Origin of the sequence: Antrihabitans cavernicola, assembly GCF_008297975.1 — a bacterium.
Lineage (GTDB): Bacteria > Actinomycetota > Actinomycetes > Mycobacteriales > Mycobacteriaceae > Antrihabitans > Antrihabitans cavernicola.
The window spans coordinates 106,859-133,524 of the sequence record NZ_VLNY01000009.1; the positions used below are offsets into that span (position 1 = coordinate 106,859).

Annotated in this window: 25 protein-coding genes and 1 pseudogene; 2 read left to right on the top strand and 24 right to left on the bottom strand. The window is 63.2% G+C overall.

The genetic code is table 11. The features are described from left to right. The first annotated feature begins 18 nt into the window (after positions 1-18). Positions 19-2,733 carry a non-ribosomal peptide synthetase gene (locus tag FOY51_RS18575; protein WP_149431755.1) on the top strand — a complete coding sequence of 905 codons (2,715 nt, stop codon included), beginning with the start codon at positions 19-21 and terminating at the stop codon, positions 2,731-2,733. Here FOY51_RS18575 and FOY51_RS18580 read toward each other — a convergent pair. The 24 genes and pseudogenes from FOY51_RS18580 to rpsJ all read right to left on the bottom strand — a co-directional run bounded on the left by FOY51_RS18580 (position 2,708) and on the right by rpsJ (position 25,690). After that, positions 2,708-3,655, bottom strand: coding sequence for a methionyl-tRNA formyltransferase (locus tag FOY51_RS18580; protein ID WP_149431756.1), 948 nt, complete (start codon positions 3,653-3,655; stop codon positions 2,708-2,710). The two genes, FOY51_RS18575 and FOY51_RS18580, sit on opposite strands and share 26 nt — an antisense overlap. Positions 3,656-3,770: 115 nt before the next feature. Beyond that, complete coding sequence (rpsQ, locus tag FOY51_RS18585; RefSeq protein WP_149431757.1) at positions 3,771-4,055, bottom strand: 30S ribosomal protein S17; 285 nt, start codon at positions 4,053-4,055, stop codon at positions 3,771-3,773. Then, positions 4,052-4,285, bottom strand: coding sequence for a 50S ribosomal protein L29 (gene rpmC, locus FOY51_RS18590; protein WP_149431758.1), 234 nt, complete (start codon positions 4,283-4,285; stop codon positions 4,052-4,054). Before rpmC (FOY51_RS18590) ends, rpsQ (FOY51_RS18585) begins: the two co-directional genes overlap by 4 nt. Next, positions 4,285-4,596 (bottom strand): annotated as a pseudogene (gene rplP / locus FOY51_RS18595) (50S ribosomal protein L16); the annotation flags it as partial. The pseudogene rplP (FOY51_RS18595) and the gene rpmC (FOY51_RS18590), both read right to left, overlap by 1 nt. Before the next feature lie 74 nt (positions 4,597-4,670). Then, positions 4,671-6,749, bottom strand: coding sequence for a BREX system Lon protease-like protein BrxL (gene brxL / locus FOY51_RS18600; RefSeq protein ID WP_235916478.1), 2,079 nt, complete (start codon positions 6,747-6,749; stop codon positions 4,671-4,673). Then, positions 6,746-7,519, bottom strand: coding sequence for a nucleotidyl transferase AbiEii/AbiGii toxin family protein (locus tag FOY51_RS18605; RefSeq protein ID WP_149431759.1), 774 nt, complete (start codon positions 7,517-7,519; stop codon positions 6,746-6,748). Before FOY51_RS18605 ends, brxL begins: the two co-directional genes overlap by 4 nt. After that, positions 7,516-8,160, bottom strand: coding sequence for a type IV toxin-antitoxin system AbiEi family antitoxin domain-containing protein (locus FOY51_RS18610; protein WP_149431760.1), 645 nt, complete (start codon positions 8,158-8,160; stop codon positions 7,516-7,518). The genes FOY51_RS18605 and FOY51_RS18610 overlap by 4 nt, the downstream gene beginning before the upstream one ends. 105 nt (positions 8,161-8,265) lie before the next feature. Then, positions 8,266-10,812, bottom strand: coding sequence for a BREX-1 system phosphatase PglZ type A (pglZ, locus tag FOY51_RS18615; RefSeq protein ID WP_149431761.1), 2,547 nt, complete (start codon positions 10,810-10,812; stop codon positions 8,266-8,268). Then, on the bottom strand, positions 10,809-14,327 hold the full coding sequence (gene pglX / locus FOY51_RS18620) for a BREX-1 system adenine-specific DNA-methyltransferase PglX (protein WP_149431762.1): 3,519 nt from the start codon (positions 14,325-14,327) through the stop codon (positions 10,809-10,811). The genes pglZ and pglX overlap by 4 nt, the downstream gene beginning before the upstream one ends. Positions 14,328-14,415: 88 nt before the next feature. Further along, a complete protein-coding gene (locus FOY51_RS18625; protein ID WP_149431763.1) occupies positions 14,416-15,102 on the bottom strand; it encodes a hypothetical protein in 687 nt (228 codons plus the stop codon). Continuing rightward, positions 15,099-18,653, bottom strand: a complete 3,555-nt coding sequence (gene brxC / locus FOY51_RS18630; protein ID WP_149431764.1) for a BREX system P-loop protein BrxC — start codon at positions 18,651-18,653, stop codon at positions 15,099-15,101. Before brxC ends, FOY51_RS18625 begins: the two co-directional genes overlap by 4 nt. Then, positions 18,653-19,276, bottom strand: a complete 624-nt coding sequence (locus FOY51_RS18635; protein WP_149431765.1) for a DUF1788 domain-containing protein — start codon at positions 19,274-19,276, stop codon at positions 18,653-18,655. Before FOY51_RS18635 ends, brxC begins: the two co-directional genes overlap by 1 nt. Continuing rightward, positions 19,273-19,905, bottom strand: a complete 633-nt coding sequence (locus tag FOY51_RS18640; protein WP_187776383.1) for a DUF1819 family protein — start codon at positions 19,903-19,905, stop codon at positions 19,273-19,275. The genes FOY51_RS18635 and FOY51_RS18640 overlap by 4 nt, the downstream gene beginning before the upstream one ends. Positions 19,906-20,374: 469 nt before the next feature. Then, on the bottom strand, positions 20,375-20,659 hold the full coding sequence (gene rpsQ, locus FOY51_RS18645) for a 30S ribosomal protein S17 (RefSeq protein WP_149431757.1): 285 nt from the start codon (positions 20,657-20,659) through the stop codon (positions 20,375-20,377). Continuing rightward, positions 20,656-20,889, bottom strand: coding sequence for a 50S ribosomal protein L29 (gene rpmC, locus FOY51_RS18650; RefSeq protein WP_149431758.1), 234 nt, complete (start codon positions 20,887-20,889; stop codon positions 20,656-20,658). Before rpmC (FOY51_RS18650) ends, rpsQ (FOY51_RS18645) begins: the two co-directional genes overlap by 4 nt. Then, positions 20,889-21,305 (bottom strand): 50S ribosomal protein L16, encoded by a 417-nt coding sequence (gene rplP / locus FOY51_RS18655; RefSeq protein ID WP_149431767.1) that lies wholly within the window; start codon positions 21,303-21,305, stop codon positions 20,889-20,891. Before rplP (FOY51_RS18655) ends, rpmC (FOY51_RS18650) begins: the two co-directional genes overlap by 1 nt. A 2-nt stretch (positions 21,306-21,307) precedes the next feature. After that, the gene (gene rpsC, locus FOY51_RS18660) at positions 21,308-22,126 is read right to left on the bottom strand and encodes a 30S ribosomal protein S3 (protein ID WP_149431768.1); all 819 of its coding nucleotides are present in this window, start codon (positions 22,124-22,126) and stop codon (positions 21,308-21,310) included. Next, the gene (gene rplV / locus FOY51_RS18665; RefSeq protein ID WP_149431769.1) at positions 22,127-22,540 is read right to left on the bottom strand and encodes a 50S ribosomal protein L22; all 414 of its coding nucleotides are present in this window, start codon (positions 22,538-22,540) and stop codon (positions 22,127-22,129) included. Continuing rightward, positions 22,540-22,821, bottom strand: coding sequence for a 30S ribosomal protein S19 (gene rpsS, locus FOY51_RS18670; protein WP_149431770.1), 282 nt, complete (start codon positions 22,819-22,821; stop codon positions 22,540-22,542). The genes rplV and rpsS overlap by 1 nt, the downstream gene beginning before the upstream one ends. Positions 22,822-22,838: 17 nt before the next feature. Then, positions 22,839-23,678, bottom strand: coding sequence for a 50S ribosomal protein L2 (gene rplB, locus FOY51_RS18675; protein WP_149431771.1), 840 nt, complete (start codon positions 23,676-23,678; stop codon positions 22,839-22,841). A 32-nt stretch (positions 23,679-23,710) separates the two neighbouring features. Further along, positions 23,711-24,016 (bottom strand): 50S ribosomal protein L23, encoded by a 306-nt coding sequence (gene rplW, locus FOY51_RS18680; RefSeq protein WP_149431772.1) that lies wholly within the window; start codon positions 24,014-24,016, stop codon positions 23,711-23,713. Further along, positions 24,013-24,708, bottom strand: a complete 696-nt coding sequence (gene rplD / locus FOY51_RS18685; RefSeq protein WP_149431773.1) for a 50S ribosomal protein L4 — start codon at positions 24,706-24,708, stop codon at positions 24,013-24,015. The genes rplW and rplD overlap by 4 nt, the downstream gene beginning before the upstream one ends. Continuing rightward, positions 24,705-25,370, bottom strand: coding sequence for a 50S ribosomal protein L3 (rplC, locus tag FOY51_RS18690; RefSeq protein WP_149431774.1), 666 nt, complete (start codon positions 25,368-25,370; stop codon positions 24,705-24,707). The genes rplD and rplC overlap by 4 nt, the downstream gene beginning before the upstream one ends. A 14-nt stretch (positions 25,371-25,384) precedes the next feature. Next, a complete protein-coding gene (gene rpsJ, locus FOY51_RS18695) occupies positions 25,385-25,690 on the bottom strand; it encodes a 30S ribosomal protein S10 (protein ID WP_003938093.1) in 306 nt (101 codons plus the stop codon). A 488-nt stretch (positions 25,691-26,178) separates the two neighbouring features. Between rpsJ and FOY51_RS18700 the strand changes: the two genes are divergently transcribed. Further along, positions 26,179-26,655, top strand: a complete 477-nt coding sequence (locus tag FOY51_RS18700) for a hotdog fold domain-containing protein (RefSeq protein ID WP_149431775.1) — start codon at positions 26,179-26,181, stop codon at positions 26,653-26,655. Positions 26,656-26,666 lie beyond the last annotated feature (11 nt).

The following is a 26,666-nucleotide window of genomic DNA, read 5'->3' on the forward strand; positions in this document are numbered from 1 at the left end:
GTAAGTTAGCCTATCCTCATGACCACGTCGATTTCACCGCGACGGCACGCTCGTCCTGCCACAGCCACCGCGAACACCGGCGTCGTGTATCGACTCACCGGCCCCATCGACGCGACGAAGGTACGCGAGGCATTCGCCGCGTTCCTCGACCGCCGCTCGATGCGCGATTCGGAGCTGCCGTGGGCTCAGACCTCGCTCTCCGACGTGAGCGAAGGTTCGCGCGAACGACGGTTGCAGGTCTTGGTTCGACGAGAATTCGCCCGACCGTTCGACGCTCGATCGACCGCGCCCCTCCGAGCGCAGCTGATCGACACCGATCCCGCGACCGCTGTTCTCGTCGTCGTCGCGCGGCGCGACCGCTGGGACGACGCATGTTGGAACCTGTTGTTCGCCGAGATCGGCGAGCACTACAACGGTGTGCGCCGCGCCGACCGAACAACCATCCTCGGTTACCTCGCGCCGCCTGCCGATCGGCTCGACGACGCCGACATCGCCCACTGGCGAACAGCGCTCGTTCCCCCGCCCGGCCAGCCCGCATTGCCGGGCGAGCGAGCCTTTCGCGCGCCCGGCCCGCATCGGTCGCATCGATGTGTGCAGGCACTGCCGCCGGAGCTGGTGGATCGCGTCCGAGCGGCCGCCCGCGAGCTCGCAGTGCCGTCGTCGACGTTGCTGCTGGCCGCCTACGACTCGCTGATCTACCGCTACACGGCGACAACGGATTTCGCCGTAACCCTGCTGACCGATGCGAGGAGTGACAGCTCCGCGATCGGCAATTTCGACAGGTCGCTGCTCCTGCGGTCGACGATCGGACCCACCGACAGCTTCGCCGACGTCGTCGCGCGGACGGATCGATTTCGCACCGCGGCAGCGGCGCACCAACATGCCGATATCGACAGGGCCACCGCCGAATTGGGAATCGCAAGGCCGGCCCGTCCCGGCGGGTTGAGTTTTCGCACAAGGCCACGGGTCGCCGATCCCGAGTTTGCCGGCGTCGATGCCACCCGCCTGCCACTGGTCGAATCGACCGCGGACCTGCCCGTGAACTTCACCGTCGAGTTCGACGATGCGACCAATGCGGTGGTCGAGGCCGAATGCTGGACCGGCGTGCTCGAACCGACTGCACTGGAACAACTCACCGCGGCATACGTACATCTGCTGACCGAGGCCCTGACAGACCCGACCACGCCTGTCGACGACCTCGAACTGTTCGGCCCGCTCACTCGCGACGCCCTCGTCGACGCCTCGCACGGCGTACTGGCGGACACACCGCCGAACACGCTGATCGCGATGATCGAGGCCCAGGTGGCCGCGACACCCGACCACGTCGCACTGGGCTCCGACGACATCCAGATCACCTACCGTGAGTTGAATCGGCGTTCGAACCAGCTGGCGCACAGTCTCATTCGCGACGGTATCGGGACCGAGGATGTCGTGGCCATTCGAGTCGCAGGCCTCGCCGATGTCGTTACCGCGATGCTTGGCATCCTCAAGGCGGGTGCCGCGTACCTGCCCATCGATCCGGACTACCCCGCCCATCACGTCGACTACCTCCTTGCCGATGCTCGACCGGTGTCGGTACTCGACGAGCTGCCCGACCTGAGCGACCTCCCGGATACCGACCCCACCGATCACGACCGGATCCGCCCACTGCGACCGGCGAACCTTGCCTACGTCATCTACTCGTCGGGGTCGACCGGAATCCCCAAGGGCGTGTTGGTGTCGCACGAGGCCATCGCAGAACATATGGCCGGCCTGCGCGAAGAGTTCGCTCTTGCCGCCGACGATCGTCTGCTGCAGACCTCGTCCATCGGCTTCGACGCGTCGTTGCTCGAGATCTTCCATACCCTTGCAGGCGGCGCCCAGTTGATCGTCCCGAAAGCCGATGCGGCACGGGACTATCCGTACATCGCCGAGCTCATCGTGGCGCAGCGAGCAACCGTGGTTCACATGGTGCCGTCGATGTTGCGGACGTTCCTGCTGTTGTCGAAGGTCAATCAGTGGCTCACCGTGCGTCACATTCCTGTCGGTGGCGAACCGCTGCCCGGCGAAGTGGCCGACCGCCTCGCGACCGTGTGCGACGCCGCGCTCTCGAACAACTACGGCCCCACCGAAGCGATCGTCTCCGCGACCAGGTTCGCGATCGATGACGCGCAGGGCGCCCGTACCGTGCCTATCGGCAAGCCGAACCGAAACGTCTACCTCTACGTGCTCGACCGCGGGCTCCGGTTGGTCCCGGACAATGCCGTGGGCGAGATCTATCTGGGCGGCAACCAGATCGCAAGGGGCTACGCCAATCTCGCAGGTCTGACTGCCGTGCGCTTCGTTGCCGATCCGTTTGTCACGGGCGGATTGTTGTTCCGCAGTGGCGATCTGGCTCGCCGACGCAGCGACGGCAACATCGAATTCGTCGGCCGCGCCGATACCGAGGTGACGATAGACGGCGTCCGAGTGGAACTCGGCGAGGTGGAATCAGCTGTGGCAACCCACCCCGCCGTCGCACAGTGTGTGGTGCTGCCGACCGAGACCGAAGAGGGCCGGATCCTTGCGGCATACCTCGTCGGACAGTCGGGATACGGGCCGATAGACCTGGCCGCCGTACACCGCCATGTTGCGTTGTTGCTACCGGAGTATCTGGCCCCTACGGCATTTGCCGTGATCGACGAGATTCCGGTGACGGCGCACGGCAAGCTCGATCGGCTTGCGCTCCCTACGCCACAGGTACTGAATCGGTGACGTAGCCACCCTTGGCGAAGAACTCCGCAGCGGCATGCTCGACGCCGTCGTCGGTGCGCACGCGGTAGAGAACCAGACCCTGGTTGTTGCCGCGGAAAGCCTCCGGCCCGGTCACCACCACAGCGCCGTCACCGTGCACCACGACGCGACCTGGCGTGCCACCGTAGCGTCCCGCCGAGACTCCTGCCTCCAGCAGCTGCACCCGTTGACCCCGGTAGTAGCCGAACGCCGGCGGGTACGGGTCGGACAGCACCCGGATCAGTCGCGCGGAATCCGCTGCGGGCCAACTCAAGTCTATGAGGTTGTCACGCTCGGACCGCTTGTGGAAGAACGTGCGGTGCGCCGGGTTTTGCGGTGTCCAGGTGGCAGTGCCCGATTCGATCGCGTCGAGTGCCTCGCCGACGGCGTCCGGAATGAGCTCCATCGTCTTGAGCACCAGGCTGGTGCCGGTGTCGTCGGGATCGATCGGCATCGTCTTCTGAATCAGAATGTCGCCGGTGTCGAGGTCCTCGTCCATCCGGTGCACGGTGAGGCCCACCTCCGATTCGCCGCTGATCAGCGCCCACAGCACCGGCGAGAATCCGGTGAACTTGGGCAGCAGCGAATCGTGCAGGTTCAGGGTGCCGTGCGGCGGCAGTTCGTAGAGCTCCTTGGGGAACTTGGTGTACCAGCTGTTCACGACGATCACGTCCGGTTCGGCAGCGCGCACCTGCTCGATCAGCGCGTCGTCGGCCTTCTCGGTCAGGATCACCGGGATGCCATGCTCGCGAGCCAAGTTCTCCACCGAATCCGACCAGATCCCTTTGTAGGCATGATCGCTCGGCGGGTGCGTCACCGACAGCACCACCTCGTGCTTCGAATCGATGAGGGCTTGCAGGGTCTTGCGGCCCCAGGTCTGGTACCCGAAGGTCACGATGCGCATGCGAATGATCCGTCCGTCGCTATAAGAAAGGTAGCCTAACCTTACAACAGCGTCTTCCTGCGAACGCAAAGAGCCCGCCCTCGTAAGAGGACGGGCTCTGTGAGTTGTGCTTGTGTTACTTGGCCTTCTCGAGCACCTCGACCAGACGCCAGCGCTTGGTCGCCGAGGTCGGACGGGTCTCCATCAGCTGGACGCGGTCGCCGATACCAGCGGTGCTGTTCTCGTCGTGCGCCTTCACCTTGGTGGTGCGACGGATGATCTTGCCGTAGAGCGGGTGCTTGACCCGGTCTTCGAGCTCCACCACGATCGTCTTCTGCATCTTGTCGGAGACAACGTAGCCGGTGCGAACCTTCCGGCGGTTGCGCTCTTCAGTACTCGTGGTCACTTTGTCCTCACTCATGCTGCGTCACCTGCCGGGCCTGCAGCCAAACCGAGCTCGCGCTCGCGCATGACCGTGTAGATCCGCGCAATCTCGTGACGAACAGTGCGGAGGCGGCGGTTGTTGTCCAGCTGACCGGTAGCCATCTGGAAACGAAGGTTGAACAGTTCTTCCTTGGATTCACGCAGTCTCGCGACAAGCTCTTCTTCGGTGAGCTCGCGGAGCTCTGCGGCCGGTGTTCCAGTAGCCATCAGAACTGCTCCTCCCTTGTCACGATCCTGCACTTGCACGGGAGCTTGTGCATCGCGCGGCGCAGGGCCTCACGAGCGGTCTCCTCGTTGGGGTAGGTCATCTCGAACATGATCCGACCGGGCTTGACGTTCGCGATCCACCACTCCGGCGAACCCTTACCGGAACCCAAGCGGGTCTCGGCAGGCTTCTTGGTCAGCGGGCGATTCGGGTAGATATTGATCCAGATCTTGCCGCCGCGCTTGATGTGGCGAGTCATTGCAATACGCGCCGACTCGATCTGGCGGTTGGTGATGTAGGCAGGCTCGAGCGCCGATCAATACCGGCCGAGTATGGAAATCCGACAGCCACGCTCACCGTGCGAACGACACCAGTTGAGGACCCTGGCTATGACCGGAGATAAGTGATCGTGCACGCCTTGGTCCGTCTCCGCTCCTGCAAATGCAGCCGCAAGTCGTACCGGTTGGCGCTGGTGAAGGGCTGGAAAATATCGAGTCCGCGTCCCAGCAGAATCCGCCAGCCCGTGTCGGTGGAAATCTGGCGGTCGTGCAGGTTCTTGGCGAACTCGCAGGTGAGTTCTATGCCTGCATCCTCGGTCGCGTCCTTGATCTCGGAAAGGCCGACTAGCTGATTGCGCTGCCAATCCTCCCTGCTGGTTTCCGCGCCGGTCACGATGTGCACCTCGACGATCTCGTCGACCGGTTTGGCGACGATGATCTCCATCAACAGGTCATAGAGGTTGCGTAACTGGTGCGGGGCCCGTAGGTAGGGATCGACGATCTCGATCTTCACCGCACCGCGCAGATGCGGCGCGAAAAGATCCGCGAAGGAGTAGCCCAGAGCGTTGTCGGGGATGTCGAGCGGCCCCGTGCGCAACTCTAGCGTTTCGGGTGCGCTGCCCGAATTCCTGCCGGTATCGACGGCCGCCTCGACCGTCTCGGAATCAGCTCGATGGGCGTCTCGCTGGTAGAGGTGCGGAAAGTCCAGCTCTTCTTGGGTCAGGACGTCGTACCAGGTTCCGGCAGTGTCGGTGTACCCGAATCGGACCGGATCCATGGTGTGGTCGATACGCACAATCTGGTCCTTGACGCGTTTACGGCCCTCGATCGAAAAACGCAACAACTCCTCGATCTCGTCTACTGAGGCATCCCGGTGCGGATAGATGAGTTTCATCAGCCCGGAGAAGGTCTTGCGCACACCATCGCGGTCGCGCGTGGAGATCTCCTCCGACAACGCGAAGTGTTTCGCGTAAACGTCCGAAAAGTCTTGTGCCCGTAAATGGGCGAGAGCCTCGGCTAGGTAGTCCACGACGAACCCGTACCCGTCGGTGAACAACTCGCGGCGAATTGTCTCTACTTCCCAACCCGGCAGGTAGTGGTGCAATCGGTCGAGGTATGCCGCATCGTGATACGACTCGGGGAGGGCTTCGAACAGATCGGAGTGCGCGAGCATCGCCGGGACCGGTCGAGACGTGTTGCCGATGAACGCCATGGACGCATCGGCACCGATGGTTTCGACGCCGCGAGAGAAGGTCTTGTTGGCCATGTAGTTCTTCATGATGTCGACCAACGACTTGTCGACCCGCTTCTGTCCGGCAAACTCGTCGAAAGCCACGACATCCCAGAATCCGACGAGGCCGATGCGCCCATTGGCGTTGTTGACGAACAGTTTCGGGACGGTCACCTCGCCGCCGGAGATGAGCATGCCGTGCGGCGAGAACTCGGAGTAGATGTGGGATTTGCCGGTACCCTTCGGTCCGAGTTCGACCAGGTTGTAGTTGCGTTCGATGAAGGGAATGAGCCTGACGAGCTGAAGGATCTTGGTACGCGGCGACAGCCGATCAGGCGCGAAGCCGACAGTTTGCGTGAGCAGGTCGATCCACTCCGCGGTGGAGAACTGCGCCCTGGCCTCGACGTAACTGTTCGCATCGAACTGTCCGAGTTGAATTGGTTTGAGCCCGAAGATGATCCAGCGGTCCTCGTGAGCTTCGCCGGGCGCGTACTCGAGATCGGCCATGCACCACACCCCGCCGGTGAGAAGCTTTGGGTGCCGTTTGACGGTACCGTCGTCGATCGGCACCCCCTTCAATCCCAGGTTTGCGAACGTGGCGGTATGAATGTCCTTCTTGTCGTCGAGGACGACGCCGACCTTGTCGATGATGCGGTGCCGGCCCCGATCCCGGATTGTCGACTTGACGAGCTCGGCTTCACCCCGATGCACATAGTGTTTTGCGAGGATGTCGCGAACCGAGTCGATCCCGGCATCGATGGTGGCCTCGTCGTCGGTCGCGCAGTACTGAGCGAGGAGGTACTCCAAGACGTATCCGGGAACCACCGCATTACCGCGCACCCTGCCGACGAGGTCCTTGCGGACGACCAGCCCAGGGAATGCGGCGTTCGCTTTGACGTCGAGGGGCGACAACGATCGTTCTTGTGCGGCGGAAGCAGCGGAGTCGGTCACAGTCACCCATCTTCCTGGAACGGCCCGGATTGTGTGACAAGTCGCCACGCCTCACGCACTTCCCGCAGCGCTGTGTCGGCGGTGACGGTGAGCTGAGTCTGGCCGGCGAGCTGCGAACGCCAGGCGATCTCGGCTGGTGCAGCCTCGAACAAGTGCGCTCCCGGCAGCCGGTTGGTGGGACCGTAACGGCAGTACAAGTCTCCGGCCGCATCGTCGATTGCGCCGACTTCGTTCAGCGCCCACAGGTCCCAGAGGTCGCGCGGTGCGCGACGATCGTGCCATGTTGCCGTCTTCGAGGCGGCGAATGCCGGCAAGGTGGGCACCATCAGGCTTGCGGGCGGGACGTCGTTGTAGCGCCGCAGGAGGTCTCGACGCTCTGTGGGCCACACTGTCCGGTCACGCGCCGAGAGCAGCTGGATTTTGACGGACACGCCGCGATCGGTGTGCAAGTTCGCCGCGATGGTGTCAGGGACTTCGCTTAAAGCGGGCGCCCAGGCGAGGCGGCCGTGGCTGCGAGCAGCCGAACGCGGCAGCACCGCATCCAATTCGGCGGCGAGGGCACCACGATTGCCGAGCGCGATCAGGTCGATGTCTTCGCTGAGCCGACCAGCAGGCAGGTGGGTGCGCGCAAGTGCCGTTCCACCGATGAAGTGGATCCGGTCGCCAAAACCCTCGCTGAGTATCGCAAGAAGGTGGGAGATGAGGTGATCGCGCTCGACCTGTTCGGGTGCCACCGCAAACTGTGCCGCGACCACGTCGAGTTCGTCGGGGATCATTGCGCCCTCGCCCACATTTCGGCGCGGCGCAGTGCCGCGGTGAGGCGCTGCGCGGACGCTATCCGGGCAAGCCGCTGCTTGTCGCTGCGGTGATAGAGCGATGCGATCGCTGCGGGAACGTCGACTTCGGCGTCGCCCAGCATCGGTCGTCGTGCGAGATCGAGGGCGGTCTGCTCGACGGTGGTGACCAATGCCGCCCCGAACGGGGTCTGAGCCAGCTCGGCGTCGAGCGCATCCGTGTCGCGTTTGACGAACCTGACGGTCCCGAGACGGTCCGTCAACGCAACTGTGCCGTGCTGCTTGGGGACGGCGACGATCGCGGTGGCCAGCGCGCGAGGGATCACCCCCCACAACCGTGCGGCGCTGATCCCCATCAGGATCGCTTGCTCGGGCCCGTAGATTGCCGAGGCGATGCCCGCCGCGGTGGCTTCGAGGTCGGGCAGCCATGGCCGGCCGAGGTGTTCTTGCGGAATCACGACGTAATAGCCGCGCGCAACCCGGTGCAGGACTCCTCGTTCGACCAGTCGTGCAAACTCGGGGCGGGGATGGGCGTAGGTATCGGTGACGTCCTGGGGTCGGATGGTGCGTAACGCCGTGCCCGCCAGTGCGACGGGGAGCGGGGTGCTGCGACGTTCCGGCATCTGTGCACCCCTCTGCTCGGTTGAGTATTGGTTACGTTGGCCACAACCCTACGAAATGCATACTCAGTGCGCAATTGGCGCGTCTTGTGATGGAACCGTTCCCGCTCACAACGCGTCGAAGAAGCCGCCGAACCCGCGCTGCAGGGTCACGCTGGTCGACTTGTATCCGGCGCGGGTGTCATGGGAGACCTCGTCGGCGCGAATCTGCACGGTCTGCCCGTTGTAATCCATTGCATCATCACCGAGCACGAGTTCTACGGCGATGTGGCGCTCACGGATGTCGTCGGCGCGGCTGTCGACTACGACGGCCCGCTGATTCGACAGCAGCGTTCCGTCGTCGGCGAACACGCCGATGCTCAAGCTCCGCCCGCGACGCTTGCCGGTGACCGGTTCCCGCTGAGTGAGGGTAACCAGCACCGCGCTGGAGGTGATGGTGGGGCTGCTGGTGTTGAGGTCCACGGTGACTTTGCTGGTGTCCTTGCTGCGCGACTGGATGAGCGTGACCAGCGGAACCACGACCTCCTGCAGGGTGGCACCGCCGTGCACGAACTGCACACCGCCGCCGGGCAAGGTCAATCGGTGCAACGAGCGCGGTATCTGCACCTGCAGGTCCCCGTCGAGGCCGAGTTGCCGAGCACTCCACAGGGTGAAGGCGGGATCCTCCCGTAGGCCGCGGCCCAGCACGTAGCGCTTGTTGCGGTAGACGATCTGCTCGCCGTGTGCGGCCTCGCTGAGAAAGTCGCCCGGTCCGAGCTTCGATGCTTGGAAGAGGAAACCATGGTCAGCGGTGACCAGGACGCGGCTGGCGCGGGCCTTGCCTTTGCCGAACTTGCCGATCAGCCAAGCAATCTCGTCGAGAGCCCGCGTGCAGGCGTCCGGCGTAGTGTGCTCGGACACCAGTTTCTCGCCTGCGGCGTCGATCACGTCGTGGTAGACGACGACGGCGGTATGCGCCGACCATATCGCGGCAATGTCTTCGCTGCGCATGGCTTTCACGTCTCGGAAGGCGAGGGCCGCGACGTCGGCGGTGGCCCACAGCGCGGCACGGGCTTTGAGCCCGTCGGTGGGGTTGCCGTCCGCGTGAACCGTCTCGTGGTCGATCAACTCGAGCTGGTTATGTGGCAGGTGCGAGGCCATGCCGAGCTGGGTGAACGACGGGAGTGGCGCGAGACGAGGTTCGATCGTCGCGGAGAACCAGTCGTCGCTGTTCATCCGGTCGGCGAGTTCGGCGCCTACCTCGTAGCGCAGCGCATCGGAGATGATGACCAGCGTCTTGGCCTTGGCGGGCAGATCGGTTTTCGCGAACTCGCCCAGCGCGGTAATTCCGGGAATGTGCCACGAATCGAGCGAGTCCACTTGCCGCTGCCACGCCTCGGCTAGTGGGCGTTGGTAACCCTCGACGTAGCGGTGCTCGACCTGGTCGATCAGCTCGCCCGGCAGGTCGGTCTCGGCAAGGTCGAGGTGGCAGCGGAAGGTGCGGTATGCGCGGTCGATGGCTGACCAGTGCTCGGCGTAGCTACGCACCCCGTCGGTGGGGTCGGCGATCACGGGGGCGAACGATTCGATCCGGCTGAGGCAGTCGGCAGCCGCGGCGAGGGCCCGGTAACTGTTCGCGTGCTCGTCGAACCATGTGGTGGCCGTGCGTTGTCGAACTATCTCGGCGATCCGGTCCGGCGGGAGTGCGCGGCGCAGCACGGCGGCTGCGAGTGCGTCGACCACAGCAACGTCTACGACGGGAAAGACGTCGCGGTCGGCGAGGATCTCCACCGACGGCCGATCCGCGCGCAACCCGTCGGCGACGTTGAGATCGTCCTGAGCTCGCTCGGCCAAGCCGGTGAACACCGAACGCGAACGGCGGTCGTCACGCAGGCGTTCGAAGTCGATGCGGGCAGCGTTGGCGGCGTCGGGCCAGCCGCGCCAGGCCTGATCGAAGAGCCAGGTCGCGAACCCCGCGACGGTCGGTTCCGGCGAGCTATACCCGTAGATGCTGGTACAGCCGTTCCACAGAAATTCGGTGAGCGAGTACCGGGACAGTGCGTCGTATCCGGCGACACTGTCGTCGACGAGGTCGGTCAGCAGCGACTCCATGATGCGGTGCAGGCGGTGGCAGCCCGGCCCGTGCAGGCCGAGTGCGGCAGCGCACAGCGATCCGCGCGTGGTGTCGGCGAGCTTGTCGGTGGACAGGTCGGCGGGCAGCGTCGCAAGGTGCTCGCGCACAGCACTGGTGCGTTTCACCGAATCGAACACGCCCAGGTGATCTGCCACGACTGCGTCGACGCCGCGTCCGTCGAGACCGAGATCGTGCACCAGGATCGAGGTGGTGTCGGCGGTGAACAAGCCGTAGCCGGCCTCGATATCGAGCAGCCAGTTTTCCCGATCTTGCGGCGGCTCACCGGTGCGGTAGAGCAGGTGCCGGGCCCATTCGTGCTGCTGGCCATCGAGCGCCGCATACAACTGGTGCTTGATGCCGAACTCGTTGCCGGACACCCGATGCGTGGTGAGTTCGATGCTGCTGCGCGCAGCTACAGCGGCGGCGACCGCATCGAGGGCGTCGGCGTGCTCCCCCTCGACGTCGCGCCAGGTAAGGATCGGCGTCGTGGCGAACCGGTCGGCGAGCAGCTCGGCGATGCGCTCGGCGGGCACGGAACTCACAGCCGGGTCACCTTCTTCACCACACCCATCAGTTTGGGGTAGTTCTGTTTGACGCCGTCATCGAGGTCGAGGGCGATCTCGGCGGATGCGAGTGGAAACAGTGCTTTGTCGATCCAGTCCCGGACTTCGCGTCGTTGGACTGTGAGCCGGTCACGTTCCTTCCCGAGTTGGGTGGCCTCACGTTTGTCGGCGGATGGCAGCGCATGCTCGATGGTGTCCAAGCGTGCCTGCAGTTTGCCGAGCAGTTCTTCCGCGTAATTCTGGTGGATCAGCCCGAGCGTAGCCGGGGTGTAGCGGTGCAGATAGAACAGCGCACTGAAACCGCCATTCGGGGAGGAGACCTGCCAGTAGATCGGGCGACTGGAGTAGGTCTTGAGATGATCGGCGTAGAAGTCGTTCAGGAAGTAGTCGCGCAAATTCTTGCGCCGGCCGGACCCAAGGGCATGCTCGAGCCAGGAGACGTTGGCCTCGAGGTGCTCGGCGCCGAACGCGACGGCGAGGAACTGGCGCAGTCGGGCAACGATGTCGTCTTCGAAGTAGCGCTCGGCCGTGATCGGCAGGATGCCGTCGACATCCGGACGGAAACGGGCGTCCGGCACCTTCTTGTCGAAGTCGGCCACCGTTGCTCCGGCATCGGCGAGCACCAGACCCGGTTTGTCGAGGCTGTAGCGGCCCATCATTACGCCGACGGCATAGGACACGAGCTCTCGAGCTACGTCCCGGAAAAAGAGGACGCGGTACTCGTCGTCGTCTCGCTCGTTGCCGCGGGTGGGTGCATAACGGAAGTACGGATTCTGCGTCAGCGAGACCCGGTTGAGCGGCACCGAACACTGGACCTCGTCTTGAAGTTCGTACAACGTGGCGAAGTAGCCATTGTTTGCCACTTCCAGCTCCTGCGCGCGTTTGGTGTTGGCGATGGCTTCATCCCAGCGGGTCTTGGCGTGGGCTTCGAGCGAGCCGATACCGAGAGCCGCCAGAGGGTTGATTTCGAAGTCCCAGGAGGTTTCGTATTCATTCCAGTCATTCCGGAAGCAAGAGACGATCTCGTTCACGATCCGAGATACTCGGTTCGATACAGAATCCTGAAGAGATGGCACATTTAGGAGGTGTCCCAGCTTGTAATCAATAGTGGGTGAGATGATCTCAAGAAAGCGCGCACCCACACTTGAGTTAATCAAACCGATGATTCGTTCGGTTTGAGACGGTTCTTTTGGGTAACCCATAGGCCCCTTCGTGTCGAACATGTATCCCTCGTCCGACACCCGCGCACAGAATCCGCCGCTCGAAATCCCAGTCCAAGTGAATCCCGCAACAAAGGCGTAATCCAAGTTGTAGTTATGCGAACGCACCCGTCCGGTCGAGGGATCGACATTCATGCGTTGGCGACGCCCGTCATCTTCCCAATCGACGACAAATTCAGAGTTTCCATACCACTTTCGATACGCACCACCCTTCTGATATGGATACCAGCGCTTATTCCACGTTCGACGTTCCGGAGAATTGTTCTTAGGATACGAAAAATCTGTCAAGGAGACTTCGAACCACTCACGAAGAAAGGCCGCGTTGTCGCCCGTCGTCAATCCTTCGCGCGTACCGATGTCATTGGCGAGTGAACGTTGCTTCGCGAAGGCTCCCTTCATCGCGTCCGAAAGCCAGTACACGATCGGCGATTCCGGGACTAGGGCGAAATCGGATTGGGCGGTGTCGAATCGGTTGTAGCCGGGGTCGAGGAACAGCGCTTCGATCACGTATGGCTTGCGAACCTGCACGTGTTCTTCAAAGAGCCGCCGGTACACGCCCCGGTAACCCTGTGGCGCAGGCATGTTCGTGACGGTGAAGGCGTCCGAACCGAAGTCCGAGCCGAAGAGCCCTCGGCCGAGGTGCAGGAACGACTCGATGCGACGGCCGCCAAGGAACCATTCACGGAACGATACAAATGTATTCAGGAACATCCACGACGGCAGCACGACCATGCCCCACTGCCCGGACGGCACGCAAACCTCGGCAGCCCGCACCATGAATGCCGTGAGTAGGTCGGCCTTCGCATCGGGGTAGTTCTTTGCCACCCAACCCTTAAGTAGGCCGCCCATATTCCCGCTGCCAAGATATGGCGGATTCGCCACCACCACGTGATACTGGTTGTCCACCAACGCCTTCGCCTGGCGAAGCAGTATCCGAGCCGCACCCACGGAGAACCCGGAGAACATGTCGAGATCGTGCGTCTCGTCGAGATCTCCGACAGCCATGTCCAGCAAGCCGAGTGCTTCGGGGTCCACCCGAATCAGTGAGCCGAACGTGTCGGCGTCAGCGAAAGAATGCAACAGCCGCGCCAACATCTCGCGCTCCCCCGGCGCCACCCCACCGGTGATCCGCTCGGCCTCGATCTCGTCGAACACCACCGGCGTGACCCGGATGATGTCCGGCTGCACCGGCCGGTCATCGGCGGTGCGCCGGGTGAAGAAGCGACGGTCGCGGCCGCGGGCCTTCATCGCAAGCGCGAACGACGCCAACTGTGCCGCCCGTTCGTCGATCTCGAGTCCACGCAAGTTATGGGTGAGGATCAACTCGGGTATCGAACTCGGCGTGTAGCCCTCCTCCTCGTAGATCGTGTACAGCAGATCGAAGGCGTAGGTGAGCATGTGCCCCGAACCGCAGGCCGGATCCAGCAGCCGGATCTCCTCGGGTGACCCCACCGTCACCCCGGTGTCTTCTTGGCCTGCAACGGGTTCGATGTAATAGTTCATGTGGTTACGCAGCTCACTGGACGGCTGCGAGCGCAACCACAGTCGGCCCAGCGAGTTCTCCACCAAATACCGCACTATCCAATGCGGCGTGAACAGCTGTGTCACCGGCGCAATTTCGGCGGCGTCGATCGGCACCTTGGAATCGTTGATCTGCTGCTTCAGTTCCGCGTTGTAGAACTGATACAGCCAACCCACCACTTCGACGTTCTCGCACGCCGCCGCGTCCATTGCCTCGACCGCGTGCGCACGCACCGACGTCGAAGCGAGAATATCCACCGGGGTGAACAAACCGATCCAGTCCACCGCCGCGGGGAACACCTCCGGCATCGGCTTGTGCCACGCTCGGAACACCGCAGCCAACAGCAGGCTGTACGCCTCGGCGTCGGGGTCTGCGGACGTGCGCCGTCCGGTGAGCACGTCCGTCACAGTTGTCTGCACGGTCCCGGGAAGCTCGGTCGGAAATTCGCCCGCCTGCGCCCGGGCAAGGATCTCCGGCAAAGCTGATGCCGACCCCGACTCGGGTGACACCACGCCGTACGGCCCTGATAACCTGTTGGCATCCATGTAGCGTGCCGCGGTCAGCCGGTTGAACCAGGTGTAGGCCGCCGTCTCGGCGACCCATCCTTCGCCGTGCTCATCAACCGAATCACGCAGCCGCGCAAGCTCACGCGGATACTCGGCCGCGGCCTTGGCGTCGCCGAGCAGTTGCTTGGTACGGGCCCGCATCTGCTCGATGAGGGTGGTACGCGAGGTGGTCGCGAAGCTCTTCAATTCTGCTGTATTGCGCACGGTTGCTCCTACATCAAAGCTGTGTGCTGACCACACCGACGAGCCCGAACGATCTAGTCAGGAACGGAGGTCAGAGAGCGAAGTCGGGACAATTCGACCAGTTGAGCGAAGCGAGGGCTGCGTATCCCACCGCCGCGTCGGACAGCTGTTGCGCGGCGAGCCGGTAGATATGTGCGCATGACTCCGCCCCGTGCAGCGACAAGGAATGCTTGCCATTTTTCTGTGGGCGAAGCACCCCCGATGCCTGCACCGTCCCCTTCAATGGGCCGGGCCAGATCTCGGGCCGGTACCCGCGCACAAGCCCGTGGCTGAGACAGTGCCGCACCTGCATCCAGCCTTCCGCCTGATCCTTCGTTTCGTTCCAGCTGAGCGTTCGTTGGGTTATCCACGTCGACGCCCCTTCACGCGGAGGATCCCAGACGGACATCGAGAACTGTTTCTCCCAGTTCTGATTGGCAGGCCATTGCAGCAGTTGCTTCAGCTTTGACTCAAATGTGGCGACCGTCGGATTGTTCATGGTCACGAACTTGGCGACTTGCGCATAATTTTGCCCTCGGTGCGCGGCAAGAATCGCCAGAAACTCTTCCGCGAAGCCCTCGTACGCAGATATCGATGTCAAGACAATCGCGGGAGCCAAAGCCCCGGCGTTCCCAGGGTTTCCTTGCTTTCGCGGGTGTAACTTCTCCAGCATCGTGGGCACAGCCAATGCATTCGAATATCGATCGACCGCAGTCTGGAGAGCTGGGACTTGGTTCATCGGATGATCGTCTTCCCATCCTCGATCGCGGTGAGCAGACTGGTTCGCAACGCGGTGACGTAAGTCTCTACCTGCTCGCGGGTGGCGAGCATCATCGGCACCCCCTCGACGATCACGGTATCCAGCCGCACCGTCGTCTTCTTGGCCGTCGTTACGGCGCTCTGCGAAACACTCTTCGCCGGCCGCTCGCGTGTGTCCTCACCCGGTGGCGGCTCCGGTTCCGGGGTGGGCTCAGCCCGGGAGCTGATCAGTATCTCCACGATCGACTCGAACTGCACATCGAAGTTCGACCGCGCCAGCGCCACCTGCCCCAACGACGACTTTGCATCTATCTCGCTGAGTAGCGATTGAAACCGACTGCGCGCTTGCTGCTGGGCCGTCGCTACGGCGTCGGTGAAAATCTCCCCACCCACCAATTCGTCAAGGCGCTGCTCCACACGTCTACGCAGGGCGATACGCTCGGCGGCCACGGCGGTCTCTAGCCGCCCCCGCAACTGCAAATGTGCTTGCTTGATTTGCGGTATCCCGCTGCCGCGGAAGAATGTCGGGCTATCCAGTCCGCGGCGCAGGGCATCCGCATCGGCTGCGTGGGTGTTATCGAGTTCCGCACCACGTCGGTCCAGGAAGGCCCGCGCATCATCGAATATCTTCTGCTGCGGGCCGCTCAGGAATGCTCGCAGCGGATCCAGCACGTCTTCCTTCAACTCCAGCAGCTCGTCGGAGGTGATCAGGAAGTCGGCGAGGTACCAGTCGTCGTCGTGTCCCTCCGCCGCAGCGCGGATCGTCGTAATCGCACGCTCTACCTCCGCGCCGAACGGGTAATCCATGCTCGCCCAGCCGGTCACCTGCGCAAGGTCCTCGGTCAGTGCGTTCCGTACCCGGCGCACCAGATCTTCTGCTGTGGACGCGGTGTCGGAAACGTCGCGGTAGGAGCCGAGGAAGCGCTGCAGTTTCCGAACCTTGGCCGGATCCTGTTCGCGCACCTCGTCGACGTAGATCTTGCGGTGCTTGCCCGTATTACGCAGCTCCCCGGGAATCTCCGTACGGACCAGGACGCGGCTGTCGAGCTTGAGGCGCACCCGTCCCGTCTTCACGCCATGGGCGATCGCCACCAGCACAGTCGTCATCGACCATCCGCACGGCGGATCCGCGAATTCCTCTACCAACAACCCGACGTTGCTGCTCACCTGCCGAAGCTTGGACTGGCGAAGCTGAACCACCACGGTCTGCGCGAGCGTGTCCAGCGAGGATTTCGCGTCGATGTCGAGGGTGTCCTCATCCCGCAGTATCCGGGGTAGATCGGCTTCTTTGTACGCCGCCACCCCACGCGCTTCGTTGATGCGCGTGTACCGCGACTCGATGGCCATCTGCAACCCCGCATGCACCCGCTCCTTGGCGGAACCGCCGCCGATCGCCAGCACGCTACCGTTGTGCACCAGTTCCGCACCGGCCACGGCTTGACGCAGCACACTCGTCACCTCGCGATGACGCTCCACGTTGCTCCGTTGGTGCGATTCGAGAATGCGACGGCGAGACTCCGGCAGCGTCGACGTCAGCTGCAGCTGCACATAGTCGCGGGTGCGAACGTGCAAATCGATCTCATCGAGTGCGCGTTGATCCAGTTCGAGGACTACGAACACCGTGCCCGCGTCACCGACCGATCGAAACTTCACATCCTCGAGCGAGTACCCCCGCAGTGGGGTCACGAAATGCACACCCAACTTCTCCGAGCGCCCCTGCCGTTCGCCGTCGAGAAACCGTTCCAGACCGAGGTCCGCGCCCGTCCCGTCGTGGCGTACCTTCGCCGTCACGCCCGACGCCTGCACCACCTCCTCGTTCAGCAGCTTCTTGATCGCGGCGTCGTTGCGGTCGAACCCTTTGATCGCCTTCTCGACGTCCTGTTCCTCGTTTGTGAGGTAGGTGTATGTCGAACCGGTGCGCTGCACATACGTGTTCCTTACCAGCAACTGCAATGCACGCTCGACATCATCGCGTAGCGCCGCCACATTGGTGTCGATCGCTGGGGTCAGCAGCACCGCCAGCGACTGCGCACTCGCCTCGAACTGGTCGTCGTACTTGGTCATCAAGAGTGCCTTGAGCACCCGCACTGCCAGCGCGGCATCCGGATCCATCAGGTTTCGGGCAGCCAGCGAGACGTTTCTCTTGACGTCGGAGAGCACGGACTTTTCGATGCCGTCGTAGAACATGTCGAATGTGGCCAGCGACCCGACCTCCGCGGCCTTCATCGCGGAGCCGATCTCCTTGGTCACACCCAGCAGCGACCGCTCGCCGACCGAGGCGTGCCTGCCCGTAAACGCGTTGTAGTCCGAAAGCCCCTTCATCGCCGTGTGAAACAGCTCGAACTGGTAGTCGACGAACGGGTACGTGCCGACGAAATCGTCGACGCTCGCGTAGTTCTGGTAGCTGCGCTGGTCGCGGAACGCGAACAGGGAACGGAAGCGGTCCGCGTTCTGTGTGTAGACGGCACCCAGGCTTGTCGCGCCGTTCGGAGTCTTTTCCAGCAGCCGCTTGGACACCACTTCGCGGACATTCTTCGAGTCGAGTTTGAGCTGAATTGCGAAGCGCGCCTGAATCTTCGAAAAGTCCAGCTGCTGCTGCCTGGTGCGATCCCCGATGATCGAATCCATGATCTCCTGCGAGGTCACCACAACCCATGCCCGTCCGTGGCAGCGCGTGAAGAGAGTCTCGGCGATGGTCTGCAGGCTCAGCATCAGCTTGGTGTCTTGACCGATGAACTGGCCGATCTCGTCGATGAAGAAGCCCAGGCGGGTCCTCGGCTCCGGCTGCTGGTCGAGCCAGGCCGCTACCTCGTCGGCGAACGATTCGATGGATACCGAATAGCTCTCCCGGTAGGCCGTCAACGGCCGTTCCAATTCGGCGCCGGTGACCTCGGAATAGGCCTTCTCTGCGGCAGGTTCGGCGAAGACCGCGAGCTCGCGCCCTTTGTCCCACGGCTGCCCATATTGCCGCGCGAATGCCTCCTTGAACTGCTCGTACAACCCTTGCGAGGCCAAATCACGTTCGAAGCGGGCGATGTACGGCGACCTGCCGAAGAAGCCGGACGCCTCGTAGAAGACCTGCACGAACACCTTGAGCAAAGCATCCGGCTGATCTTTCTCGTTCTTGTCGACCTTCTCGTCGATGTTGAACAGCAGGGACCGGGCCGGGATCGACGCCGAGCGCTCCAGCGCGGCCTTCAGCAGTGCATCGCCGGCCGGTACCTTACGGACGAATGTCGATACAACTTCGGCCCTGGTGATCCCCGCCCCGCTGACATCGCCGAGCAGATGCGCCAACATCTTGAGCAAATGCGACTTACCGGAGCCGAAGAACCCGGCAATCCAGACGCCGTTCGATCGAGGGTCGCCGGGATGGGTGTACACGTCGAGCAGGTCGCTCAGGTGTCGGGCGACCTCGTCGGTGATGACGTATTCGTTGACCTCGGTGACGAGCTGCGCTGAGTTGGAGGCCTTGACGACGCCGTCGAGCGGTCGGTTGATGTCCTTCGCGAGAATCTGCTCAATGTGCATCAGGAAACCTCCAGTCCCAGGAGATCGAAGGCCCGGTAGTAGTCGTCGTCCGTCAGACGGTCGAAGAGCACCAGTGACGAGCCTTGGGTGGGCGATTGTCGGAACGAGCCGGGGAATATGAGGACCAGCGGAATGTCCGACAGCAGCGGTTGCAGGGTGTTGAGGATCGTGTGCGCGCGCACAACCGGGAACAGGCGTCCTACGTTGGAGAGCAGCACCACCTGGGGGCGCGGCTCCTGCTCGGCGACTGCGCTCGCGATGCATGGGGACAGATGCGCGCCAGGCGAGACCACGTTGCCCACCGCCTCACCGAATGTCGCCTTCGGTAACGACGCCTCGGCGGCCAGCATTTGCTCCCATACCCCGGTGCCGCGCCACAGCTGCGACGCCAATGACCATAGGTCGATGCCACACACTGCGATACCGCTGGTGCGTAGCTTGTTGACCAGGCGCTGCCGTTCGCCGCTCACGCGCGGTTGGTCAGCCGGCGGGTGCGGCAGGATGAAGTACGGCACTTCGTTGCCCAAGCCCTCCATGCCGAGAAAGCTCGGTGCGGACATCACGCGGTAGGCATGGTCGAAGCGCTCGCTCAGTGTCATCGAGACTGCGCGGTCGCTCGTCATCGTGCTCCATTCGAGGCTCCGGCGAGCCCTCCGACCCGTGCGTCATTGGCCGGAAAGCTCAGTAGCAAGGTCGGGTCGGACGCCGCGATCACCTCGGAGACCGCGGCCGTCGGGTGCACCGGCAGGACCTGACCGTTCGCGCTCAACATTCCAGCGTCCCGCAGCATTCGGAATGTGTTCTGCCGAAGCTTGTTCCGCGTCGAGTCTGCTGCGTCACGCAGGGCGTCGACCCAGGAGGACTGAAGATTCCAAAAGGTGTCGAAGTCCTCAGAGGTCACCAATGATCTGCCCGTAACGTACCGATCCCGCACCACCTCACGACCGAAGTCACGCAGGAATCGGTAGCGCAAGCACGCGGCGAGCCAGAGCGCGTGGCGGGAGTCGTCCACCGAACCATGTGCCACCAGCTCCACACCGGCCTCGGGCAATTCGGCCAATCGTTGGAGCACCTCGCGGGTCATTCGGACCGTGGAGGCTGTGGTGCGCTGCTGGACCACGTTCTGCGCGATCGCGCGATCACGAGCTTGCGCCGCATCGTTGCTGGACAGCATGATTCCGGCGATCGCCACGGCTTCGGCGCGCAGTAACCCGCCTGTCGTGAACGACAGTCGATATGCGGGTTGACGCACGCACTGACCTCCAATTCCGGGACGAACGATCTACAGCATATTCAGGGCGCCTCGACGGCACCGCGCCCCGGTCTCGACATCACCGCAACCATTCCGCGAATGGCCTTTTGCGCTAGCCTGCCCGGCTACGACACCACAAGTCTCGAACTGCTGGTGCGGTTGAAGTAACGGCTACACAAGTGGGCTTAAACCCGGCACTTCGTCTGAATAGTGATGCGACGAGCCGGTACCCGGCATGCACTCACTTTGTCACAACAGGTAGCTAAGAAAAGCAAGGCCTGAATATCGAAGCTGCAGCGAAGCAACACCAGCCACGCCACTAGAATCCTCAGCCAACAGAGAGTCAACCTGGCGTCACCTTGTTCTTCACCACATGCCGAGCCCTCCCCTTGGCACGGTTAGCACGATCGCGCTCATAGCAAAGAGCCCGCCCTCGTATGAGGACGGGCTCCGAGCAGTCGAACAGGTGTTACTTGGCCTTCTCGAGAACCTCGACCAGACGCCAGCGCTTGGTCGCCGAGGTCGGACGGGTCTCCATCAGCTGGACGCGGTCGCCGATACCAGCGGTGCTGTTCTCGTCGTGCGCCTTCACCTTGGTGGTGCGACGGATGATCTTGCCGTAGAGCGGGTGCTTGACCCGGTCTTCGAGCTCCACCACGATCGTCTTCTGCATCTTGTCGGAGACAACGTAGCCGGTGCGAACCTTCCGGCGGTTGCGCTCTTCAGTACTCGTGGTCACTTTGTCCTCACTCATGCTGCGTCACCTGCCGGGCCTGCAGCCAAACCGAGCTCGCGCTCGCGCATGACCGTGTAGATCCGCGCAATCTCGTGACGAACAGTGCGGAGGCGGCGGTTGTTGTCCAGCTGACCGGTAGCCATCTGGAAACGAAGGTTGAACAGTTCTTCCTTGGATTCACGCAGTCTCGCGACAAGCTCTTCTTCGGTGAGCTCGCGAAGCTCTGCGGCCGGTGTTCCAGTAGCCATCAGAACTGCTCCTCCCTTGTCACGATCCTGCACTTGCACGGGAGCTTGTGCATCGCGCGGCGCAGGGCCTCACGAGCGGTCTCCTCGTTGGGGTACGTCATCTCGAACATGACGCGACCGGGCTTGACGTTGGCGATCCACCACTCGGGCGAACCCTTACCGGAACCCATGCGGGTTTCGGCCGGCTTCTTCGTCAGCGGGCGATCCGGGTAGATGTTGATCCAGATCTTGCCGCCGCGCTTGATGTGGCGAGTCATTGCAATACGCGCCGACTCGATCTGGCGGTTGGTGATGTAGGCAGGCTCGAGCGCCTGGATGCCGTAGTCACCGAAGGTCACCTGGGTGCCGCCCTTGGCAGCGCCCGAACGACTCGGGTGGTGCTGCTTCCGGTGCTTGACCCTCCGTGGCATCAACATGTCTATGCCTCCTGGGTTTCTGCCGATGGAGCCGCTGCCGTTGATGTAACTGCCGGTGCAGCCTCGGCGGCGCGGCCGGCCTCGGTGCTGGTAGCGGTGGTACCCGATGCGCCCGAACGACGCGGGCGGGTGGGCCGCTCACGACGGGGACGATCACCGGCGGGGGCGGCCGCAGCAGCGAGCTCACGCTTGCCACCGACGATGTCGCCCTTGTAGATCCAGACCTTCACGCCGATACGGCCGAAGGTGGTCTTTGCCTCGTAGAGGCCGTAGTCGATGTCCGCACGCAGGGTGTGCAGCGGAACGCGACCTTCGCGGTAGAACTCCGAGCGCGACATTTCCGCACCGCCCAGACGACCCGAGCACTGGACTCGGATGCCCTTGACGTTCGGCTGACGCATGGCCGACTGGATGGCCTTACGCATTGCGCGACGGAACGCGACACGGTTGGACAGCTGCTCCGCAACACCCTGGGCAACAAGCTGAGCCTCGGACTCGGCGTTCTTGACCTCGAGGATGTTGAGCTGCACCTGCTTACCGGTGAGCTTCTCCAGCTCGGCACGGATGCGGTCGGCTTCGGCGCCACGGCGACCGATGACGATGCCCGGACGTGCCGTGTGGATGTCCACGCGGACGCGATCGCGGGTGCGCTCGATCTCGACCTTGGCGATGCCTGCCCGCTCCATGCCGGTGGCGAGGAGCTTGCGGATCGCGACGTCTTCCTTCACGTACTCCGCGTACTGCTTGTCGGCATACCAGCGCGACTTCCAGTCCGTGGTGATACCGAGGCGGAAGCCGTGCGGGTTGATTTTCTGGCCCATTTACTTGGCTCCCTTGCTCGTGGCGCCACCGCGACGGTTGCGAGTGTTGCCCGATGTCGTGGGCACGCTCTCGACCTCGATGGTGATGTGGCTCGTGCGCTTACGGATCCGGAACGCACGACCCTGAGCTCGCGGCTGGAAACGCTTCATGGTCGCGCCCTCGTCGACGAATGCCGTCGAGATGACCAGCGTCGCCGGGTTGAGGCCGAGGTTGTTCTCGGCGTTGGCTGCCGCGCTGGCGACAACCTTGGCAACCGGCTCGCTGGCGGCCTGCGGTGCGAACTTGAGGATCGCGAGCGCGTCTTCGACCGACCGGCCGCGGACCAGGTCCACGACGCGACGTGCCTTCATCGGGGTGACCCGGACGTGCTTCGCCGTTGCGCGAGCGGTCGGGTTCTGAACTGAACTAGTCATTACCTACGCTTCGCTTTCCGGTCGTCCTTGATGTGACCCTTGAACGTGCGGGTCGGTGCAAACTCGCCGAGCTTGTGTCCGACCATGGAATCCGAGATGAACACCGGGACGTGCTTACGGCCGTCGTGCACCGCAAAGGTGTGTCCGATGAAATCCGGAATGATCGTGGAACGACGCGACCAGGTCTTGATGACCTGCTTCGTGTTTTTGTCGTTCTGAACGTCCACCTTCGCAAGGAGGTGGTCGTCGACGAACGGGCCCTTCTTCAGGCTGCGTGGCATCCTTCACTCCCTCCTTGTTATCGCTTGTTCTTGCCGGTGCGGCGGCGGCGGACGATGAGCTTGTCGCTCGGCTTGTTGGGCTTGCGGGTGCGGCCTTCCGGCTGTCCCCACGGGCTGACCGGGTGGCGACCACCGGAGGTCTTGCCCTCGCCACCACCGTGCGGGTGGTCGATCGGGTTCATCACGACACCACGGACGGTCGGGCGCTTGCCCTTCCAACGCATGCGGCCGGCCTTGCCCCAGTTGATGTTCGACTGCTCGGCGTTACCCACCTCGCCGACGGTTGCGCGGCAGCGCACGTCGACACGACGGATTTCACCGGACGGCATACGCAGCGTGGCGTAGGTGCCTTCCTTACCGAGCAGCTGGATGCCTGCACCAGCGGAGCGGGCCATCTTGGCGCCGCCACCCGGACGCAGTTCCACCGCGTGGATGGTGGTACCGGTCGGGATGTTGCGCAGGGGCAGGTTGTTGCCCGGCTTGATGTCGGCGGTGGGGCCCGACTCGATCGGGTTGCCCTGCTTCAGATCCTTCGGCGCGATGATGTAGCGCTTCTCGCCGTCGGCGTAGTGCAGCAGTGCGATGTTCGCCGTGCGGTTGGGGTCGTACTCGATGTGAGCGACCTTGGCCGGCACGCCGTCCTTGTCGTTGCGACGGAAGTCGATCAACCGGTAGGCGCGCTTGTGACCGCCACCCTTGTGCCGGGTGGTGATACGACCGTGTGCGTTACGACCACCACGGCCGTGCAGCGGGCGGATGAGCGACTTCTCGGGCGTCGACCGAGTGATCTCGGCGAAGTCCGAGACGCTCGAGCCGCGACGGCCCGGGGTAGTCGGCTTGTACTTGCGGATAGCCATGAGTTCTCTTCTACTTTCTGGAGTCCGGGCGCTTACGCGACCGGCCCCCCGAAGATCTCGATGGGCTTGCTGTCGGCCGAGATGGTCACGAGCGCGCGCTTGGTTGCCTTGCGCGTGCCGTAACCGAAGCGGGTCCGCTTGCGCTTGCCCTGACGGTTGGCGGTGTTGACGCTGGTCACGGTCACGCCGAAGATCTTCTCCACGGCGATCTTGATCTGCGTCTTGTTCGACTCGGGGTGCACCAGGAAGGTGTACGTGCCCTCTTCGATCAGCCCGTAGGACTTCTCGGAGATGACCGGTGCGAGCAGAATGTCGCGGGGATCAGCGATGGTGCTCATTTGCTCTCCTCCTGTGTTTTCTGGTCACTCCGCGGGCTACGCTCCTGCGCGGCCTCGGCGGGTCCATGCACGAACGCATTGAGCGCCTCGACGCTGAACACGACGTCGTCGCTGTTGAGGACGTCGTAGGTGTTCAACTGATCGGGTGCGATCGGGTGGACGCCTTCGAGGTTGCGCACGCTCTTCCATGCGGCAACGTCTTCGCGACCGACGACCAGCAGCACCTTCTTGCGATCCGAGATCTCCGCGAGGAAGCTCTTGGCGCTCTTGGTGGACGGCGTCTGGCCGGCAACCAACTCGGTGACGACGTGGATGCGCTCGCCGCGGGCCCGATCGGACAATGCGCCACGCAGAGCGGCACGGATCATCTTCTTGGGGGTCCGCTGGCTGTAGTCACGCGGCTGCGGGCCGTGAACCACGCCACCGCCTGCGAACTGCGGCGCACGGGTCGAACCCTGACGGGCGCGGCCGGTGCCCTTCTGGCGGTACGGCTTGCGGCCGCCACCACTGACCTGAGCGCGCGTCTTCGTTGCGTGCGTGCCCTGGCGTGCGGCTGCGAGCTGCGCGACGACGACCTGATGCATCAGCGCGATGTTCGCGGTGACGTCGAAGATCTCCGACGGGAGGTCGACGGTGCCGTTGGTCTTGCCACCGGGAGCCTTGACGTCCAGCGTCAACTTGGTCTCGGTCATGCTCGAGCACCACCCTTCACTGCGCTCTTGACGATCACCAGGCCACCCTTGCGGCCGGGAATCGCACCCTTGATCAGCAGCAGGCCGTTCTCGGCATCCACCTTGTGGACGGAGAGGTTCTGCGTGGTGATGCGGTCGCTACCCATACGGCCCGACATGCGCATGCCCTTGAACACGCGGCCGGGGGTGGCGCAGCCACCGATGGAGCCGGGACGACGGTGCACGGCCTGTGCACCGTGGCTCGCGCCCTGACCCTTGAAGCCGTGACGCTTCATGGTTCCGGCGAAGCCCTTGCCCTTGCTGATGCCGGTGACATCTACGAATGCACCGTCGGCGAACACCTCGGCGGTCAGTTCCTGGCCGATTTCGAATCCACCGGCGTCGGCGACGCGAAGCTCGACGACATGACGACGCGGGGTGACGCCTGCCTTGGCGAACTGGCCCGACGTGGGCTTGTTCACCTTGCGGGGGTCGATCGCTCCGAAAGCGACCTGAACGGCGCTGTAGCCGTCACGCTCTTCGGTACGGATCTGCGTCACCACGTTCGGCCCGGCCTTCACGACGGTCACCGGGACGACCCGGTTGTTCTCGTCGAAGACCTGGGTCATGCCGAGCTTGGTGCCCAGGATGCCTGTGGCTGGTCTGTTTTTGTTGTCGCTCATCACTAGTCCCGAACTCACTGGATGTTCACGTCGACGCTGGCCGGCAGATCGATGCGCATGAGCGCATCGACCGTCTTCGGCGTCGGGTCGAGGATGTCGATAAGACGCTTGTGCGTACGCATCTCGAAGTGCTCGCGCGAATCCTTGTACTTGTGCGGCGAGCGGATGACGCAGTAAACGTTCTTCTCGGTGGGCAACGGCACCGGGCCGACGACACGGGCCCCGGTACGGGTCACCGTTTCGACGATCTTGCGCGCTGACGCGTCGATCGCCTCATGGTCGTAGGCCTTGAGCCTGATGCGGATCTTTTGTCCCGCCACGCTAACCCGTCCTTTTCATAGACACAGTCTTTCTTGCCAGTTCTCTAGGTCTTGCTGGTCTGAATCACCGAGCAGTCACCGAACTCATGGCACGACCAACGTGCTGCGACCGATTTGCTGCAACCAACACAGCCGATCCGATCCGCTTGCCGCTGTTCATCTGTCATGGTTCTCCGGTCCACGCGGTCGGGCGTGTCGCATTTCCACGCATTCCTCGGCCCGTGACTGTTTGCGCAAACCGAAGCTTGCAAGCCATAGATCGTGGAAGACGAGACCGGATGCGCTCTATAACGAGCGCAAGTTACTGCTTCGATCGTCGTACAGGGTCTGTCATAAGTACTGCACCCGACACAGGCCGCAAAACAGCGCGTCCCGGTCAAGGCAACCTGAACAGTATGCCGCAGACCAGCCACTAGTTCAAATCAATACCGTGCGCTGGCCGGACTGCGGCGTTCCCTTCGAACTTACTCTGGAGTAAGGTCGGTGATATGACACAGGATTCGCTGGCTTACCGGGGTTGGAAGAAACTTCCGGACAATCGCATCGGGCACGCACTGTTCTCTCTCGGCGTCGTAGCGAGAGCTCCCTATTTCGGCACCGTGCTGCCTCAGGTCGCGGTGATGGAGCCCGGCCATTGCGAGGTGACGGCACCCAAGTGGGTCGGCATCCACAACCACATCGGCACCTTCCACGCCATCGCGGCGTGCAATCTGGCAGAGATGGCGATGGGGATGCTCGCCGAGGCCACCGTGCCGTCGACGCACCGATGGATCCCCAAGGCGATGAACGTGGCGTACCTCGCCAAGGCGAACAGCGGCTTGCGTGCGGTCGCGAAGCTGCCCGAACTTCCCGATTTCACCGCGATCACCAAGGGCGACGACCTGATCGTGCCGGTGTCGATATTCGACAACAAAGGCGTAGAAGTGGTGCACGCGGACATCACCATCTGGGTCACCCCCAAGTAATGACCGAGTAA